Raw genomic sequence first — 16,363 nt, forward strand, 5'->3', positions numbered from 1 at the left:
TGGCCTGTATACACCACGTCGGCGGCCAGAGGCCGTGAAATAGTTGCCACTCGGCTGGAGCCGAGCGGCGGCGTTAAAAAATAATAGCACCCAATCAACTTAATCAACTACTCACCATTCCAACCAAAACTTGCATCCTAAATATAATCCTGCTAACTTAGTATCATGTTACGGGTACAAATGCATTTTCTGTTTTCATTGGGGTTAACCTCCATGAGCGATGCCTCATCGTTCAGAGATGCTATGCTCGCTAAGATCGTGCTGGCGCAATACTAATTCCTCCCCCTGTTTTCTTCATTTTTTTTAACCATTATTTACTAAATGGTTAGGCTATGCGTTACGGACTTTTAGCCCGAACACAAATCAGCATTTTATACGTTTTATTGTTAACCAATTAAACCAATCCATGCCTGTATATCATAGTTTAGGATCAATTCCGCCTAAGCGGCATACGCAATTCCGTAAGCCCGACGGTAGTTTATATGCCGAAGAACTTGTATCAACCGAGGGCTTTTCGAGCCTTTATTCGCTGGTGTATCACACCTACCCGCCCACCATTGTAAAAACCCTTGGCGAGCCTTACAGCGTGGAGCCCAAAATAGCGCGCGAAAAACACCTGAAGCATACGAGTCTGATAGGTTTTAATGTACAACCGGAAGACGATTACCTGCAAAGCCGCAAACCTGTACTGGTGAACAGCGACCTGCATATTTCACTGGCCGCACCGCGTCAAAGCATGACCGATTACTTTTATAAGAACAGCCAGGCTGATGAAGTAGTATTCATTCACGAAGGTACCGGTACTTTAAAAACCGGTTTCGGCAATATCAAATTTCAATACGGCGATTACCTGGTGATACCTCGCGGCACTATTTACCAGATGGAATTTGACGGCACGGCAAACAGGCTTTTTATTGTAGAAAGTTTTAGCCCCATCCGTCCGCCGAAACGCTACCGTAACCAATATGGGCAATTAATGGAACATTCGCCCTATTGCGAGCGCGATATCAAACGACCGGCCGATCTGAAAACTTATGATGAGCATGGCGATTTTAAGATCCTGATCAAAAAACAAGGCCTCATCTACCCTTATATCTATGGTACCCATCCTTTTGATTTTATAGGCTGGGATGGCTTCCATTACCCATGGGCACTTTCTATCCATGATTTTGAACCGATAACCGGCAGGCTGCACCAGCCACCTCCGGTACACCAAACCTTTGAGGGCAACAACTTTGTGATCTGCTCGTTTGTGCCCCGCAAGTTTGATTACCATCCGCTATCCATCCCCGCTCCCTACAACCACAGCAACGTGGATAGCGACGAGGTTTTGTACTACGTAGATGGCGATTTCATGAGCCGTAAAAGCGTGGTTAAAGGGCAGATCACCCTACACCCGGGCGGCATCCCGCATGGCCCGCATCCCGGCTCGGTAGAAAAATCTATAGGCAAAGAATCAACAGATGAACTGGCGGTAATGATAGATCCATTCAGGCCATTGATGTTAACCGAGGATGCTATTAAGATAGAGGATGAAAATTATTATAAGAGCTGGCAATATTAATCATTTGTCATTGCGAGCGAAGCGCGGCAACCGCACGGAAGCATATCCGCCCTGTATAGCATGCGATTGCTTCATTCCCGAAATAAATTCGGGACAGGCAGTTCCTCCTCGCAATGACATATTTATTTCAAATTAATCATGAACACACAAACTTTAGATAAACAACCAACTACAACCGATTTCCTACCCCTTAACGGCACCGACTACGTTGAGTTTTACGTAGGTAATGCCAAGCAGGCAGCCCATTATTATAAAACCGCGTTCGGCTTTCAAAACCTGGCCTATGCCGGGCCTGAAACCGGCGTGCGCGACAGGGCATCGTACGTTTTACAGCAGGGCAAGATCAGGATAGTGCTTACCACTCCCCTGCATTCTGATCACCCCATAGCCGAGCACGTTAAAAAACATGGCGACGGCGTAAAGGTATTAGCCCTATGGGTTGATGATGCTTATGATGCCTTTGAACAAACCACCAAACGCGGTGCAGAAGCATACCAACAACCTCAAACTTTGAAAGATGAGCATGGTGAAGTACGTACCAGCGGCATTAAGCTGTACGGCGAAACCGTACATATGTTCATTGAACGCAAAAATTACAAGGGGCTATTTTTACCGGGCTATCAAAAGCTGGAAAATAACTATAACCCGGCAGATGCAGGTTTGTTGTATGTTGATCATTGCGTGGGCAACGTGGGCTGGCATAAAATGAACGAGTGGGTTAACTTTTATGAAGAGGTTTTAGGCTTCCGTAATATCCTCACTTTTGATGATAAAATGATCTCGACCGAATACTCGGCTTTAATGAGTAAGGTGATGAGTAACGGCAATGGCTATGTTAAATTCCCGATCAATGAGCCGGCCGAAGGCAAAAAGAAATCGCAGATTGAGGAATACCTGGAGTTTTACGAGGACGAGGGAGTACAACATTTAGCCCTTGCTACGCATGATATTGTCGCCACGGTAACCGAACTCCAAAGCCGTGGCGTTGAATTTTTGACTGTGCCGTCAACCTACTATGACGACCTGACTGACCGCGTTGGCCATATTGATGAAGATCTTGAACCATTAAAACGCTTAGGCATCCTGGTTGACCGTGATGACGAAGGCTACCTACTACAGATCTTCACCAAACCGGTTGAAGACAGACCAACGTTATTCTTTGAGATCATTCAGCGTAAAGGGGCAAAATCATTCGGGGCGGGTAATTTTAAAGCCCTGTTTGAAGCTATTGAGCGCGAGCAGGAAGCAAGGGGCAATCTTTGATTTCAGATTTTTATTAGTGATTTATGATTTGGAGCCGGGCGAATGCCCGGCTTTTTTTTATTTTAGAAGATGCATAAATACCTACCTTTTCTATTTATTTTATTGAGCACATCAACCTTTGCACAAAGGAGTTTAAGTGCTAAAGCTGATAGCTTATACGAGGCAAAAAACTTTACTCAAGCCGGAACCTATTATTTACGTTCGGCCAGGCAAGCAGAGTTCAAAGCTTCGGCCACCGGCGATTATTACAATGCCGCATGTTGTTACTCCCTTGCCGGCAAAATTGACAGCGCTATGGGCCTGCTCAAATTAGCTGTTACCAGTGGTTATAAAAATGCGGCCCATATGATAGTGGATTCGGACCTGAACCCGCTACACCAAATGGCCGACTGGCGGCCGCTCCTCAACTCTTTAGAAAAAACAAAGGGTAGTGTTACCACTGATCCGCTGAAGGCAAACCTGGTTACAAGCGATATTAAAAACTTTTGGATAGCCTATGATCTGGCGCAAAAAGATACAGCAAACCGGCTTAAAATTTACAAAAAATATTATGTTGATCCTGGGTCGCCAGGCTTACAGGATTATTTTGCTTATAAAGTTATACATATGAAAAACTTCGTAAAAGGTCATGATAAAAAGCCAAAGTTTTATGCGGCTATCCGCAAAAACACTTATACTGTCGACAAGCAAAAACCACAGATGATAGCCTCGTTTGTAAAGCTAAAAGAACTTTACCCGCAGGCTAAATTTCCGGATATTTATTTTGTTATTGGTGCTTTTTCATCCGGAGGAACATCATCAGATAATGGCCTGCTCATTGGCCTCGACCAGGCAGTGCGCACGCCGGATATCCCGGTTGATGAACTTAGTCTTTGGGAAAATAACAACTTCGGCAAACTTGATTACATCCCTAACCTTGTAGCGCACGAACTTATCCACTTTAATCAGGATGGCATGTTAGGCGGCGACACCACCTTGCTTAGAGCCGTTTTGGTTGAAGGTATGGCCGACTTTTTAGGCGAACTGATATCAGGTAAAACAGCAAACGAGCGCCTTTTTGTTTGGGCTAAAGGCAAAGAAAAACAGATCTGGGCGGATTTTGAAAAGGAAATGTATTTAAAACGGGGGTACAATTGGATAGCCAACTCCAACCAGGAAACCGCAGATAAACCCGCCGATCTGGGTTATTGGGTTGGTTATCAGATCTGCAAAGGCTATTATGATAACAGCACTGATAAAAAGCAGGCCATTTATGATATGCTGAATATCAAAGATTACAAGTCGTTTTATGAAAAAAGCGGCACGGGTAAAAAGTTTGCCAATTAGCATACCACACTTCGAAGCCGGGCGAATGCCCGGCTTTGTTGTTAATGATTAAATTAGTAATTTGACATTATAAAAAGAAGGCAATGAATATTAAGGAAGACTTTCATCATTTGATAGATACGATTGATGATGAGCAATTACTAAAAAGCTATTATCAGTTAATCCAGCAATTAAATGCTAATCAAACCGGCCATCTTTGGAATAACCTGAATGAAGCTGAAAAACAGGAGCTATTAATAGCTTATGACGAAAGCTTTGACAATGCTAATCTTTTACCCCATGATGAAGTAAAGCAGATGCATAAAAAATGGCTAAAGTAATAATCTGGAATCGCAAAGCCAGCGATAAGTTCAATTCCATTATAGTATACTTAGAACAGGAATGGGGCGAAAGTGTTACAAAGAATTTCGTTATCAATACCTACAAAATAATTGAGCTCATAGCAAATTACCCAGAAATGGGGACTTTAGAAAATAAAGAAAAGCAAATAAGGGGCTTTGTTATAACCAAACACAATACCCTGTTCTACAGAATTGAAGAAGATAAAATAGTCTTAATCACCTTTTTTGACAACAGGCAAAATCCAATAAAAAAACCTAAAAGCTAACTGTTAATATTTCTGATTCTATAAATCATAAATCAATGAAAAAAGCTTTACTTATCATCACATCCCTTGCGTTAAGTCTTCACTGCTTAGCCCAAAATACCCCTGCTGCCAAGCCTGTATATGATGCCGCTTTGGCCAAAAAACTGGGAGCCGATGACTACGGGATGAAAAAATATGTGCTGGCTTTCTTAAAGGAAGGCCCAACGCAACTTAAAGATTCGGCGGCTAACATGCAGTTGCAGATGGCTCATCTTAAAAATATTGGCAGGCTTGCTGCCGAAGGGAAGCTGGTTGTGGCAGGACCCTTTTTGGATAACCAGCCTTTGCGTGGTATTTTCATTTTTAATGTTGAAACCGTAGAAGAAGCAAAAAAGCTTACCGAAACAGATCCAGCTATCAAAGCAGGAGCTTTGGTTATGGAGCTTCACCCCTTTTATTGCAGCGCGGCACTGATGCAGGTTGTACCTATCCACAACACCCTTCAAAAGAAAAGCATGACCGAATAAATGGAGGCTATACAATTTGTACTTGAACATCTCAAAGAAAAAGCCGACGCCAACTATCTAAAAGGGATGGCCCGCTTTGGTATTGATAGTTCAAAGGCATTGGGCGTAAAACTACCCGAGATCCGCAAGCTGGCCAAAACCATTAAAAAAGATCATGAGCTGGCCTTAGCTCTTTGGGATACCCAAATACATGAGGCCAGGATCCTGGCCTCCATGATAGCCGACCCTAAACAGGTTACTCCCGAACTAATGGACAGCTGGACCGGCGATTTTTATTCGTGGGATATCTGCGACCAGGTATGCGGCAATCTGTTCGACCGCACACCATTTGCTATTGATAAAGCAATTGAATACAGCACTCATGAACAGGAGTTTGTGAAACGTGCCGGCTTTGTTTTAATGGCAGAATACGCCATTCATAATAAAACCGCTCCCAACGAAGTATTTATAAACCTATTCCCCATCATGGAACGGGAGGCCTGGGATGACCGGAATTTTGTTAAAAAGGCCATTAACTGGGCATTAAGACAAATAGGCAAACGAAATAATATATTAAGAGTTAATGCAATTAATACTGCACGAAATATTTATAACCAACCCGCCAAATCAGCCAAATGGATAGCAAAAAACGCGCTCGATGAACTAATAAGCAAATAACAATTTAATATTTTTCTATAAAATTAAATCCGGGCAAATTGCCTGTAAAATAGGACATTATAATACCCAATAATAGTTCACCCATATTTACTAACTTAGTGCCCTCTATTTTTTTACAATCAAATTACGCCGAAGTATTTTATTGAAGATATCTTCATTTTTGAATGTAATTAAATAGAGTATAATGTATTTAATGGATATTTTGTAAAATATTACTTCAATTAGGAGTACATATACTAAGATATTCTAAAAACCGTAAATACCAGTAAAAGAATACATTATAAAGTATCAAAAATATTATATTTGGGGCTGCGCAAATGTGGAATAATGATTGAAATGAAAACCATAGCCAAACAACTGCTGGTTGTAAATTTAAAAATTTCAAATCATGGCACATATTTTAGTAATAAGCACGTGTCAAAAAACAAATTGAATTAGTGAACGGATTGTTGATATGAGTTTTTCTGAAAAGGGTAAACTTTCTGGCGATGATATACATCTTATCCCTTTGATCAATGATCTGGATACGGGTATCTGGAAGTATAATTTCAATACAAAGGAAGTAAAATGGTCAACAGGCTTCTACGCGGTATTAGATTATCAGTTCAATGAAATTGAATGCAGCGCTTATACTTTTTTCGAACACCTGCTCTACCATGGCGATAAACCGGTTCTTCTAAATGCCATCAACAACAGGTTGGCTGAAAATGCACCGCCGTTGCAATTGCGCTTTTTAACTAAGAAAAACGGTTATCGATGGTTTGAAACTACAGTCAGGAAAGTTGATAATGAGCATGGCTGCATAGCTTACGGTTCGCTGATCAACATCAACCGTTACAAACACAATGATCTATTATCGGCACATAACCAAACCGGGAATGATGATGCCTTTAAAATAGCACGGTTAGGCATTTGGGAAATCAACGCTCAAAACACCGGCAGTATTGAACTGTCAAAACAGGTGTATGATCTGTTTGATCTTCAAAGCCAGTTAAGCCTGAGCGTTGAAGAGTTTATAAGTTTTTTTGAGTCTCCGTACCGGCCAATTTTACAAAATGCCATTAACCATACGCTTAACCATAGCCGGCCCTTTGATATTGACTTGCTGCTACGTTCGGCCAAAAACAATATGCTATGGCTAAAAGTAAAAGCTGTACCCGTAATTAATCACTTTGGTAAATGCACGGCTATTAAAGGGGTTATCCAGGATATTGACAGCGAGAAAAGAAAGTTGCTTAAACTTGAACAGTCGATAAATTTACTGACCGACCAAAATCGTCGCCTGCAAAACTTTGCGTACATAGTATCACATAATCTTCGTTCGCATACAGGTAACCTCCAGTTTATGGTAAACCTGTTTGAACAAACCGAAACAACTGAAGAACGCGAGGAGATCTTTTCGCACATAAAAACCATCAGCGATAGCCTGGACCTTACTATCGAACATATCAACGAAATAGTTAAGATCCAAACAGAAATTACCAAAGAACGAAAGGTAGTTGAACTGGAGCCGATGTTTAAAAACATTTGCTCGGCGCTGAAGAATAACATCGAATCTATAAACGCCCGTATCGAGGGCGATTTTACGCAATGCCGCGAGATCAGCTATATTCCGGCATACATGGAAAGTATTCTGCAAAACCTGCTTACCAACTCTTTAAAATACAGTCATCCCGACAGGCAACCTATCATAAAATGCTATACCCTAACAGAAGGGAGCCACATTTATCTCATTTTTGAAGATAATGGCCTTGGTATTGACCTTGACCGTTATGGCGATAAGATTTTTGGGATGTACAAAACATTTCACCAAAATACCGATGCCAAAGGCATTGGCCTATTTATAACCCGTAACCAGATCGAAGCATTAGGCGGGACCATTAAAGTTGACAGTACAGTAAATATTGGCACAAAATTTACTATCAGACTGGCATAATTAAATTACCAAGAGAGATGATTGCAAAGCAAAATCCCGCTAACACGTGGATTGTGGATGATGATAGTATTTATGTTTATGGTCTGAAAAAACTAATAGGTATGACTCAGGTAGACACCCTGTTAAGCCACTTTATTAATGGTTTGGAAGCCGTAAATGCGCTAAAAAGCATCAAAGAAGATCACCTGTTGCCCAATATCATATTGCTGGATATTAATATGCCGGTAATGGATGGTTGGGAGTTCATGAATGAATTTGCGAAATTAAAGCCACAAATGAGGAAAAATATCACGGTGTATATCATGAGTTCATCTCTTGATCTCAATGATCTTCTCCGGGCTAAAAATATTTCTGAAATTACCGATTACATTTTTAAACCGGTAAGGGTAAATCATTTAAAAGAGATCTTTGACAAGCTACCGCAGAGTTACGATCAACAAATACTTAAGTATGGAGCTTAACACAAGCTCCATACTTAATATCAAAATTATTCAATATAGCTTTCCAGGATCTTAAAGCCACCTGTAGTTTCCAGCTCAATTTTATCGATGCTTTTTGGCAACAGGATACACTCGCCCATTTTAACGGCGTATGCTTCATTGTTGTATTTTACGGTATAACCGCCTTCAACACAAACATGGATCACAAATGAATCCAAAGTCGAATAATCTTTTGATGTACTCTCATCAAAATCAAGCACATTGGTGGTGAAGTAAGGGCAGCTTACCAGCCTTACTGTCTCATTTTCTTTAGGCTCATATTGCGTTTTATATTCAGCGTAGTGCTTATAATCAATAGCGGCAAGAGCTTCTTCAGTATGCAGTTCACGTTTCTGGCCTTTGTCATCAACACGGTCAAAATCGTAAATACGGTAAGTGATATCTGATGTTTGCTGAATTTCGGCAATCAGTAACCCTTTACCAATAGTATGCACCCTGCCTGCAGGTAAAAAGAAAACATCATCAGCTACGGCAGCTTCCTTGTTCAGGATATCCATGATATGGCCGCTGTTTAAAGCGTCAACATATTTTTCTTCGGTCATTTCCTGGTTAAAACCGGTAATCAATGTCGAACCCGGATCGGCCTCAATGATATACCACATTTCGGTTTTACCAAATGAGTTATGGCGCTCTTTAGCCAGTTTATCATCAGGATGCACCTGTACCGAAAGATCATCGTTGGCATCAATAAATTTCACCAGTAAAGGGAAGATGTTACCAAAATGATCATAAACCTTTTTGCCAACCAGCTCGTCTTTGTATTGCTCCAGCAAATCGGCTAATGATTCGCCTTCAAGGGCGCCCGAGGCTACAACCGAAACATCAGATTTTACACCCGATATTTCCCAGGTTTCGCCGCAGTTAGGCAGACTGCCAAAATCTTTATGCAAATAGGTTTTGATCTTTTGACCACCCCATATCTTGTCTTTATATATGGTTTTAAATTTTAAAGGATATAATGCCGACATAGTGTTATGTATTTTGAGCGCTAAGTTAGGAGTTAAATAGAAAATAGGAAATGCTAAATTGATTTACTTGCCATATTGCAAACAAAAAAAGCCCATACTATTGTATGAGCTTTTTTATATCAAATTGCCAGGTAATTATTTACCTAAGCGTTTTTTTAAGTTTTCGTCAATTGCAGCTAAAAACTCTTCGGTGTACAGGTAATCAGTACCGTGTTCCACTTTTGGTTTAATAGTGATGGCCAAATCTTTGGTCATTTTGCCGCTTTCAACAGTCTCGATACAAACTTCTTCCAAAGCTTTGCAGAAATCGATCAGCTCCTGGTTGTTATCCAGGATACCGCGGAACTCTAAACCCCTTGTCCACGCAAAAATAGATGCAATTGGGTTAGTTGAGGTTGGTTTACCAGCCTGGTGATCACGATAGTGACGGGTTACTGTACCATGGGCAGCTTCTGCTTCCATTACAGTACCATCAGGAGTAACCAGGGTTGAGGTCATTAAACCTAATGAACCAAAGCCTTGTGCTACGGTATCTGACTGTACGTCGCCATCATAATTTTTACAAGCCCAAACAAAGTTACCGTTCCATTTCAGGGCCGATGCAACCATGTCATCAATTAAGCGGTGCTCATAGGTGATACCCGCTGCTTCAAACTTCTGTTTGTAATCGTTTTGATAGATCTCTTCAAAAATATCTTTGAAGCGGCCATCATACTTTTTAAGGATGGTGTTTTTGGTTGAAAGGTATAAAGGCCAGCCTTTCATTAAAGCCTGGTTAAAGCAGGCGTGGGCAAATCCTTTGATAGATTCGTCGGTATTGTACATGGTTAATGCAACACCATCACCTTTAAAGTTAAACACTTCAAATGACTGCTCAGGGCTGCCATCTTCAGGAGTAAATTTAACAGTAAGTTTGCCTTTTCCTTTGGTTAAGAAATCGGTAGCACGGTACTGATCGCCAAAAGCATGACGACCGATACAGATAGGTGCTGTCCAGTTAGGTACCAGTCGCGGTACATTGCTCATAACAATTGGTTCACGGAAAACAGTACCATCCAAAATGTTACGGATAGTTCCGTTTGGTGATTTCCACATTTGTTTTAATCCAAACTCAGCAACTCTTGCTTCGTCGGGAGTAATAGTAGCGCATTTAATACCAACGCCATATTGTTTAATAGCGTTAGCTGCGTCAATAGTTACCTGGTCGTCGGTTTGGTCACGGTACTCGATGCCCAGATCGTAGTATTTGATATCAAGATCAAGGTACGGGGTAATCAATTTGTCTTTGATGAATTTCCAGATTATTCGGGTCATTTCATCGCCATCCAGTTCAACTACCGGATTCTCTACTTTTATTTTTGACATGCCTGATGTGGTTTTTGTTATACAACGGCCCCAAATATATAAAATTGACTTTATCAATTTCGTCAAATAATGCAATGAAAAATTATAGATTTCGTTATAATGACAATTATTAACACCGGCATTGTTGTTTTTATAAACTTTGGTGCTATTTTTATAAAATAAAACGCTTACCATAAAACAAGCTCCTTTTAAACAGGTGCTGCCGTTTATTTATGATAAAATCCATACTAAAAATCTCCATTATCATCCTGTTGTGTTCTGTATCTTTCCTGGCCAAGGCCCAGGTTGGGTTTGATTATGCGCAATATGACGTTGGCTTTGCCGCAGGTATTAACCAGGCCAGCTCAACCGATGTACAAACTTTAAAAACAACACCATCTATCCGTTTAAATTTTACTTACAATCAAACACCATTTGTAAATTATATTTTTGAAGCGGAATTTGGGCGCTTAAAAGGCGGCGATTCATTAAAAACCACCACCCAGCGTGAGTTTGAAAACCATTTCAGCGCATTGAGCTTCAGGGTTCAGGTGCAGGCCGGAGAATTTATTAATTATTCTCAAAGCCAGTTTGCCAACGCCTTAAAAAACCTGTACCTATCGTCAGGTTTAGGATATATCAGCAATAACGTAGTGGCCCGAAGCAACGATATTTTATTATTAGCCAACAACCAGATCATCCCGGGCGAAAAAAAAACCAATGAGATATTTATCCCGTTGCGGCTTGGTTATGAGTTTAAGATCTTTAATAGTTACAACCAGCCTGCTGTTAAAATTGACCTGGGCTATCAGTACAATTTTATTATGGGCGACGAGCTTGACGGTTATATTGCAGGCAAGCATAATGATGCCTACTCACAGGTAACCTTAGGCTTCAAGTTCGCTATTGGTGGCGTTACATCGTACCGAAAACAGATCCATTATTAAGCTTTGGGTAAAAATCTTTTTTTTGATTGATTTGTTTTTTTGGCAGGGTTTTTACTGTGTATATTTATATATAAAAACACAAACCTATGAACAACGATCAAATTGACGATGCAGGTTTTAATGACGATCTGCCTGATCGCGACGAAACACTGAAAGATGAACTGGGCGAAACCCTCGACCAGGAAGACCTAAGCTATAATCCGGAGGCTAACAGCTACGAATATGATGTTAAAAGCGATGACCCGGATTATGATCATCCTGACCCATATCACACTACGGCCAAAAATGGTGAGGATATTAACTCCACCTATGACGAAGCAAACCCTTATGATGTTGATGGCGAGTTTGACGAAGACCGTTCGCTTGAAACTGATGTAGATGAATTAGCCATGCATATTGACCATGGACAAAGTGTAGAAGTTGATCCTGTTGATGCGGCCCTGGCACATACCCCGGAAGATGACCGAGACGACCTTGATGAAGAAGGGTATCCTAAAAATGACAGTAAATCCCTGAAATAATTTATTAAATGCTGAGTTGTGCGTTTTGATCAAGCACACAACTCAGTATTAAAACCTGGCTTTAGTCAAAATCAAGATTAAACCTGTTTTTTAACTCCAGCAACTCCGGGTTGCGTGCAGCCATATGCTGAAACTTTTCGGGCGCGGTATAAGGCTTGCGCATTACCTTCAGTTCGTCAACCCGGGCATTTACATCAATAGTAAAATTTTTGAGTGCACTGCGCAGATAGTTGAGCATAATCGGCTTCTCATCCCTGAAAATATTTTCCTGCACCATATTGCCTACTATTACCTCAAAAACATAAGGCTTCAACATGCGCGGCGCACCGGTTGTAAGTACGGTTAGCAAAGTTTTTTTACCCTCCTTTTTTGCAAATGCGGCAAAATCGCTCCAACATTGCAAAAAGGCATCCATAGTAAAATCTTCTTTGTCCTCTCCCTTTAAATAGGGATCTTCTTCTTCAAGTAATTCTTCCTGTGTTTTAACCTCGCCGGTTAACGAAGGTGTAAGCGTGCTTCGCAAAGGCATCATGATCTTAGGCTTTTCGGCCGGAGAGGACTCTTTTACCTGTGCAACTGGTGATACTGTCTCTTTTGGAGGAGCACTATATACAGGCGCGGCTTCACTTACTATGGATACAGCAGGGCTTGCCTGAACACCGTTAACGGCTGTTACTGCTGAGGTATCAGGTTTTTTTTTTAATCCCCCGTCGGTAGCGGGCGTTACAGTGAGTGGTGTGGTGGCCAGGTTAAATACCGATGGCAGGTGGCACATCTTGAGCAGCGCCAGCTCAACCTGCAGCCGTTGGTTTTTACTGAGCTTATAACTGATATCGCACTGGTTGGCAATATTCATGGCCGAAAGCAAAAACGACACAGATGCCTGCTGCGATTGCTGCAGGTATTTTGTTTTGATCCCTTCACTTACTTCAAGCAGCTTTAAGGTCGATTGATCCTTCCCAACCAACAGATTTCTGAAGTGCTCAGACAGGCCCGCTATAAAATGCGCACCATCAAACCCGCGCGAAAGGATCTCGTCAAAAAACAACAATACTTTGGCAGTATCCTCCCTAAGCAGGCTTTCGGTTATATTAAAATAATAATCGTAGTCAAGTATGTTAAGGTTATCAATAACCGAACGATAGGTTACCTTGCCGCCCGAAAAGCTCACGATCTGATCAAACATCGAAAGCGCATCGCGCAAACCGCCGTCGGCTTTCTGGGCTATAATATGCAGGCCATCGGCTTCATAACCTATATTTTCCTTACCGGCAATTGATGCCAGGTGGTTGGCCATGTCCTCAACCCTGATCCGGTTAAAATCAAAGATCTGACAACGCGAAAGAATGGTTGGCAGGATCTTATGTTTTTCGGTAGTGGCTAATATAAAGATGGCATAGTGAGGCGGTTCTTCCAGCGTTTTCAGGAAGGCGTTAAAAGCCGCCTGCGATAACATGTGCACCTCATCAATAATATAAACCTTGTAACGGGCTGCCTGCGGGGGGATCCGTACCTGCTCAATTAAACTGCGGATATCATCAACCGAGTTGTTTGAAGCAGCATCAAGCTCATGAACATTAAAAGAGTTTCCGTTTTCAAATGCTTTGCATGAAGCGCATTCGCCACAGGCCTCACCATTAGCTTGTAAATTGGTACAGTTAATGGTTTTTGCCAGGATCCGTGCACAGGTAGTTTTACCCACACCTCGCGGACCACAGAACAAAAAGGCCTGTGCCAGCTGGTTATTTTTTATAGCGTTTTTGAGCGTATTGGTTATATGTTGCTGACCAACAACGGTTTCAAAAGTAGCCGGGCGATACTTACGGGCCGAAACAATGAAATTATCCACAAGTGCTAAGGTAGTGAGAAAATAGGTTTAGTGAAACACCTGCTTTGCTAAAACTTTTACACACCGATAATGTGTGGCGTCACTGGTTTAAAAATCGTCATCGGGCAAACGATAGTCATCCTCCGTATCGGGCTCATCAACACCATCATCTGCCTGCACCTCACGCAAATCATCTTGTTTACAAGAAAGTTTTCGAAACTTTTAGTATTACGCCAAACGAATTATAGAGGAGTTCACCATGATCATAACCAAGATCGTATCCAACAGAATAACCATTTCGCAAAGCTTTTAAACCACTAAGATACAACGATAGCTGATTAACGGCTTTAAATGCCTTATCTTTTGGAGGATATTCAATATGTTTAACTGAACGATAAGGTTCAGAGCCGGAGGCATAAGTTCCCATATTATGAGAGAATGACGATTTGAAGGTATAGGCCCAATTAAAAGCATCAAATTGAGTAGCTACATGGAAAGCATATAATCTGTTATTTAAAAAAAACTGATTGACAGCACGATTAGCATCACTCCTGGCATCATAAATAGTAGTTATAAAAGGCGTTCCTAAACCAAAGTATCTATAGGACCATCCCTGAGCATATTGATAGTTATTATAATAATCTTCTGCCCCTGATTCGGTAGTCTTAGACTGTAGCGTACCGGCCTGGTTGGCTGTATACAATACTTCAAATAATATTTTTCGCCAATAAAACTTACCGTGCTCAGCACTATTATTAGTTAAACTTACCCCATTTAATCCATCTTTTATATTTGCAAGAGACCAAAGTGCTCCTTTATCATAAAAACTTTGCCTATAAATCTTTAACGTTAAAGCATCAAATCTGTACTCTGCTCCAATATCTACAGAACCAAGATGATTACCTACTTTTGAAGAATCATAAACTTTTCCGCTTACAACATACCAATAAGCTTCTGAAGTACTTAAAGTAAACTCCGAACCAAAAACCTTCTTTTCATCGCCCCACAAAACTTCATGATTAAATCCAGCCTCCAGGTTAAAGCGCCAGCCTGGCTTACCTATTTTTCCGTATAGGAAATTTTCAAGATAATAAGTTTTGAAATCGTTTAACCGGGTGCCATTTCTTCTGGGTTCAAAACCAGCATACCCATTTGTAAAAGCCGCTTTAATTGCAAATAATTTACCTAAAACCGGTATACTATAATAATTAGGTATACCGATGCTTACCTTAGGAACCCCTAACGCATTACCAGAAACAGCGAATGATCCTGAGGATAATGTAGAATCAACCAGGCCAACTATCTCTTTTGAGCGTCCGGCTTTTAATTCGAAAATACCGGCATGAGCTTTTACAAATCCCTCAACTAAAATAAATTCACTGTTAGTCCCCACATTTCCCCGGCCCTCAAAAGAGGCGGCCCAACCAAAGGTTTTTGTTGTGTCATAATCTTTCCGGATTTTCAAGATCAAACTACCCGATGTTCCCGATAACGGAGTGCTCCCAAACTGATTTGCCCTTAACCAAAAAGGAACTACTTTATTTGTGGTGGCTATGCCCTGGGCTTCCAGGCTAATATGCAAATCCTGATATTGTGCCTTCGCAAAAAAAAACGTTAAAAGTAACGGCAATAAAACAGATAGTTTCTTCATAGATAAACAATTTCGGCAAACGATTAATTTCAAATAACCAAAAATGAATATTTATTAATAATAATGTTATTTTATTATTAAAATCACATTAACAACATCAATAAACAGACATAACTACCACAATATAGACATTATATTAAACAATCCTAAATTTAACCAATGATTAAATTCAATCAATCAGTTAATCACATGAAAATCAAGTCGAAAAATTTTAAATCTTAAAGAAATTTAATTTACCACAAAAGCTATTGAAAGAACACCTTTATGCAAATTTTAACAGAATTTGGAACTGCTTGGGAAACAGTAATCCTGGTTGCCCGATAAAAGGCAATGAGCGACGCAATTAATACATTAAATAAAACGCTTTTATGCAGCAATAAGCTACTTAACGCTTAACCTTAATAAGGTTCATTAAAAATCATCATCGGGCAAATGATCGTCATCTTCAGGGTCGGGTTCACCCCTGTCGTCATCTACCTGTATTTCATGCAGATCTTCTTTATCGTCAAGTATGTCGTCAAAATCCTCATCCTCCTGGTCATCCCAGTCACCCTCAAGAGGTTCATCCCCTCCGCCATACATCAATACTTCATCAAACGAAAGTGTTTTTGAGTTTTCAACTCCGGTAAGGTTTGCTATTAACTGCATAGCTTTAAGTTTTTTAGATAGAACGGTACATCAAGCTATAAGTTTTAAAAATACTTGCAAATAGTTATTAACCACTATTAACATATTGATTTGAAAA

The 16,363-nt window shown here is 40.6% G+C and carries 16 protein-coding genes; 11 read left to right on the plus strand and 5 right to left on the minus strand.

The features are described from left to right. The first annotated feature begins 406 nt into the window (after positions 1-406). The 9 genes from VF500_RS00600 (at position 407) to VF500_RS00640 (ending at position 8,320) form a co-directional block, all read left to right on the plus strand. The gene (locus VF500_RS00600; RefSeq protein WP_330857815.1) at positions 407-1,564 is read left to right on the plus strand and encodes a homogentisate 1,2-dioxygenase; all 1,158 of its coding nucleotides are present in this window, start codon (positions 407-409) and stop codon (positions 1,562-1,564) included. Between the two features lie 138 nt (positions 1,565-1,702). Continuing rightward, entirely contained in the window at positions 1,703-2,827 is a 1,125-nt protein-coding gene (hppD, locus tag VF500_RS00605) for a 4-hydroxyphenylpyruvate dioxygenase (RefSeq protein ID WP_330857816.1), read from the plus strand. Between the two features lie 102 nt (positions 2,828-2,929). Then, on the plus strand, positions 2,930-4,153 hold the full coding sequence (locus VF500_RS00610; RefSeq protein ID WP_330857817.1) for a TPR end-of-group domain-containing protein: 1,224 nt from the start codon (positions 2,930-2,932) through the stop codon (positions 4,151-4,153). An 83-nt stretch (positions 4,154-4,236) separates the two neighbouring features. After that, entirely contained in the window at positions 4,237-4,473 is a 237-nt protein-coding gene (locus VF500_RS00615; protein WP_330857818.1) for a hypothetical protein, read from the plus strand. After that, the gene (locus tag VF500_RS00620; RefSeq protein WP_330857819.1) at positions 4,461-4,760 is read left to right on the plus strand and encodes a type II toxin-antitoxin system RelE/ParE family toxin; all 300 of its coding nucleotides are present in this window, start codon (positions 4,461-4,463) and stop codon (positions 4,758-4,760) included. Before VF500_RS00615 ends, VF500_RS00620 begins: the two co-directional genes overlap by 13 nt. 35 nt (positions 4,761-4,795) lie before the next feature. Continuing rightward, positions 4,796-5,266, plus strand: a complete 471-nt coding sequence (locus VF500_RS00625) for a YciI family protein (RefSeq protein WP_330857820.1) — start codon at positions 4,796-4,798, stop codon at positions 5,264-5,266. Further along, positions 5,267-5,923, plus strand: a complete 657-nt coding sequence (locus tag VF500_RS00630; protein ID WP_330857821.1) for a DNA alkylation repair protein — start codon at positions 5,267-5,269, stop codon at positions 5,921-5,923. It begins immediately after the preceding gene. Positions 5,924-6,377: 454 nt separating this feature from the next. Then, positions 6,378-7,859, plus strand: coding sequence for a PAS domain-containing sensor histidine kinase (locus VF500_RS00635; RefSeq protein WP_330857822.1), 1,482 nt, complete (start codon positions 6,378-6,380; stop codon positions 7,857-7,859). Between the two features lie 17 nt (positions 7,860-7,876). Then, positions 7,877-8,320: a response regulator gene (locus tag VF500_RS00640; RefSeq protein WP_330857823.1), complete on the plus strand. Its 444-nt coding sequence runs from the start codon at positions 7,877-7,879 to the stop codon at positions 8,318-8,320. A 26-nt stretch (positions 8,321-8,346) separates the two neighbouring features. Here the strand turns inward: VF500_RS00640 and VF500_RS00645 are convergent, their stop codons facing one another. After that, positions 8,347-9,327: a type I phosphomannose isomerase catalytic subunit gene (locus tag VF500_RS00645; RefSeq protein ID WP_330857824.1), complete on the minus strand. Its 981-nt coding sequence runs from the start codon at positions 9,325-9,327 to the stop codon at positions 8,347-8,349. A gap of 135 nt (positions 9,328-9,462) precedes the next feature. Continuing rightward, positions 9,463-10,692: an NADP-dependent isocitrate dehydrogenase gene (locus tag VF500_RS00650; RefSeq protein WP_121228911.1), complete on the minus strand. Its 1,230-nt coding sequence runs from the start codon at positions 10,690-10,692 to the stop codon at positions 9,463-9,465. 212 nt (positions 10,693-10,904) lie between these two features. Here VF500_RS00650 and VF500_RS00655 point away from each other — a divergent pair, with 212 nt between their 5' ends. Next, complete coding sequence (locus VF500_RS00655) at positions 10,905-11,618, plus strand: hypothetical protein (RefSeq protein WP_330857825.1); 714 nt, start codon at positions 10,905-10,907, stop codon at positions 11,616-11,618. 86 nt (positions 11,619-11,704) lie between these two features. Then, the gene (locus VF500_RS00660) at positions 11,705-12,139 is read left to right on the plus strand and encodes a hypothetical protein (RefSeq protein ID WP_330857826.1); all 435 of its coding nucleotides are present in this window, start codon (positions 11,705-11,707) and stop codon (positions 12,137-12,139) included. 61 nt (positions 12,140-12,200) lie between these two features. Here VF500_RS00660 and VF500_RS00665 read toward each other — a convergent pair whose 3' ends face one another. From VF500_RS00665 to VF500_RS00675, 3 genes are all read right to left on the minus strand, one after another. After that, positions 12,201-13,988 (minus strand): DNA polymerase III subunit gamma/tau, encoded by a 1,788-nt coding sequence (locus VF500_RS00665; RefSeq protein ID WP_330857827.1) that lies wholly within the window; start codon positions 13,986-13,988, stop codon positions 12,201-12,203. Positions 13,989-14,166: 178 nt separating this feature from the next. Beyond that, positions 14,167-15,618: a capsule assembly Wzi family protein gene (locus tag VF500_RS00670; protein WP_330857828.1), complete on the minus strand. Its 1,452-nt coding sequence runs from the start codon at positions 15,616-15,618 to the stop codon at positions 14,167-14,169. A 411-nt stretch (positions 15,619-16,029) separates the two neighbouring features. After that, a complete protein-coding gene (locus tag VF500_RS00675; protein ID WP_330857829.1) occupies positions 16,030-16,266 on the minus strand; it encodes a hypothetical protein in 237 nt (78 codons plus the stop codon). Positions 16,267-16,363: the final 97 nt, after the last annotated feature.

Source organism: Mucilaginibacter sp. (assembly GCF_036383575.1).
Classification (GTDB): domain Bacteria; phylum Bacteroidota; class Bacteroidia; order Sphingobacteriales; family Sphingobacteriaceae; genus Mucilaginibacter.

What these genes read in the sequence shown, in the direction of transcription:
- VF500_RS00600 (WP_330857815.1), top strand. Translation starts at nt 407, where the DNA reads ATGCCTGTATATCATAGTTTAGGATCAATTCCGCCTAAGCGGCATACG.
- hppD (WP_330857816.1), top strand. Translation starts at nt 1,703, where the DNA reads ATGAACACACAAACTTTAGATAAACAACCAACTACAACCGATTTCCTA.
- VF500_RS00615 (WP_330857818.1), top strand. Translation starts at nt 4,237, where the DNA reads ATGAATATTAAGGAAGACTTTCATCATTTGATAGATACGATTGATGAT.
- VF500_RS00620 (WP_330857819.1), top strand. Translation starts at nt 4,461, where the DNA reads ATGGCTAAAGTAATAATCTGGAATCGCAAAGCCAGCGATAAGTTCAAT.
- VF500_RS00625 (WP_330857820.1), top strand. Translation starts at nt 4,796, where the DNA reads ATGAAAAAAGCTTTACTTATCATCACATCCCTTGCGTTAAGTCTTCAC.
- VF500_RS00630 (WP_330857821.1), top strand. Translation starts at nt 5,267, where the DNA reads ATGGAGGCTATACAATTTGTACTTGAACATCTCAAAGAAAAAGCCGAC.
- VF500_RS00635 (WP_330857822.1), top strand. Translation starts at nt 6,378, where the DNA reads ATGAGTTTTTCTGAAAAGGGTAAACTTTCTGGCGATGATATACATCTT.
- VF500_RS00640 (WP_330857823.1), top strand. Translation starts at nt 7,877, where the DNA reads ATGATTGCAAAGCAAAATCCCGCTAACACGTGGATTGTGGATGATGAT.
- VF500_RS00645 (WP_330857824.1), bottom strand. Translation starts at nt 9,327, where the DNA reads ATGTCGGCATTATATCCTTTAAAATTTAAAACCATATATAAAGACAAG.
- VF500_RS00650 (WP_121228911.1), bottom strand. Translation starts at nt 10,692, where the DNA reads ATGTCAAAAATAAAAGTAGAGAATCCGGTAGTTGAACTGGATGGCGAT.
- VF500_RS00655 (WP_330857825.1), top strand. Translation starts at nt 10,905, where the DNA reads ATGATAAAATCCATACTAAAAATCTCCATTATCATCCTGTTGTGTTCT.
- VF500_RS00660 (WP_330857826.1), top strand. Translation starts at nt 11,705, where the DNA reads ATGAACAACGATCAAATTGACGATGCAGGTTTTAATGACGATCTGCCT.
- VF500_RS00670 (WP_330857828.1), bottom strand. Translation starts at nt 15,618, where the DNA reads ATGAAGAAACTATCTGTTTTATTGCCGTTACTTTTAACGTTTTTTTTT.
- VF500_RS00675 (WP_330857829.1), bottom strand. Translation starts at nt 16,266, where the DNA reads ATGCAGTTAATAGCAAACCTTACCGGAGTTGAAAACTCAAAAACACTT.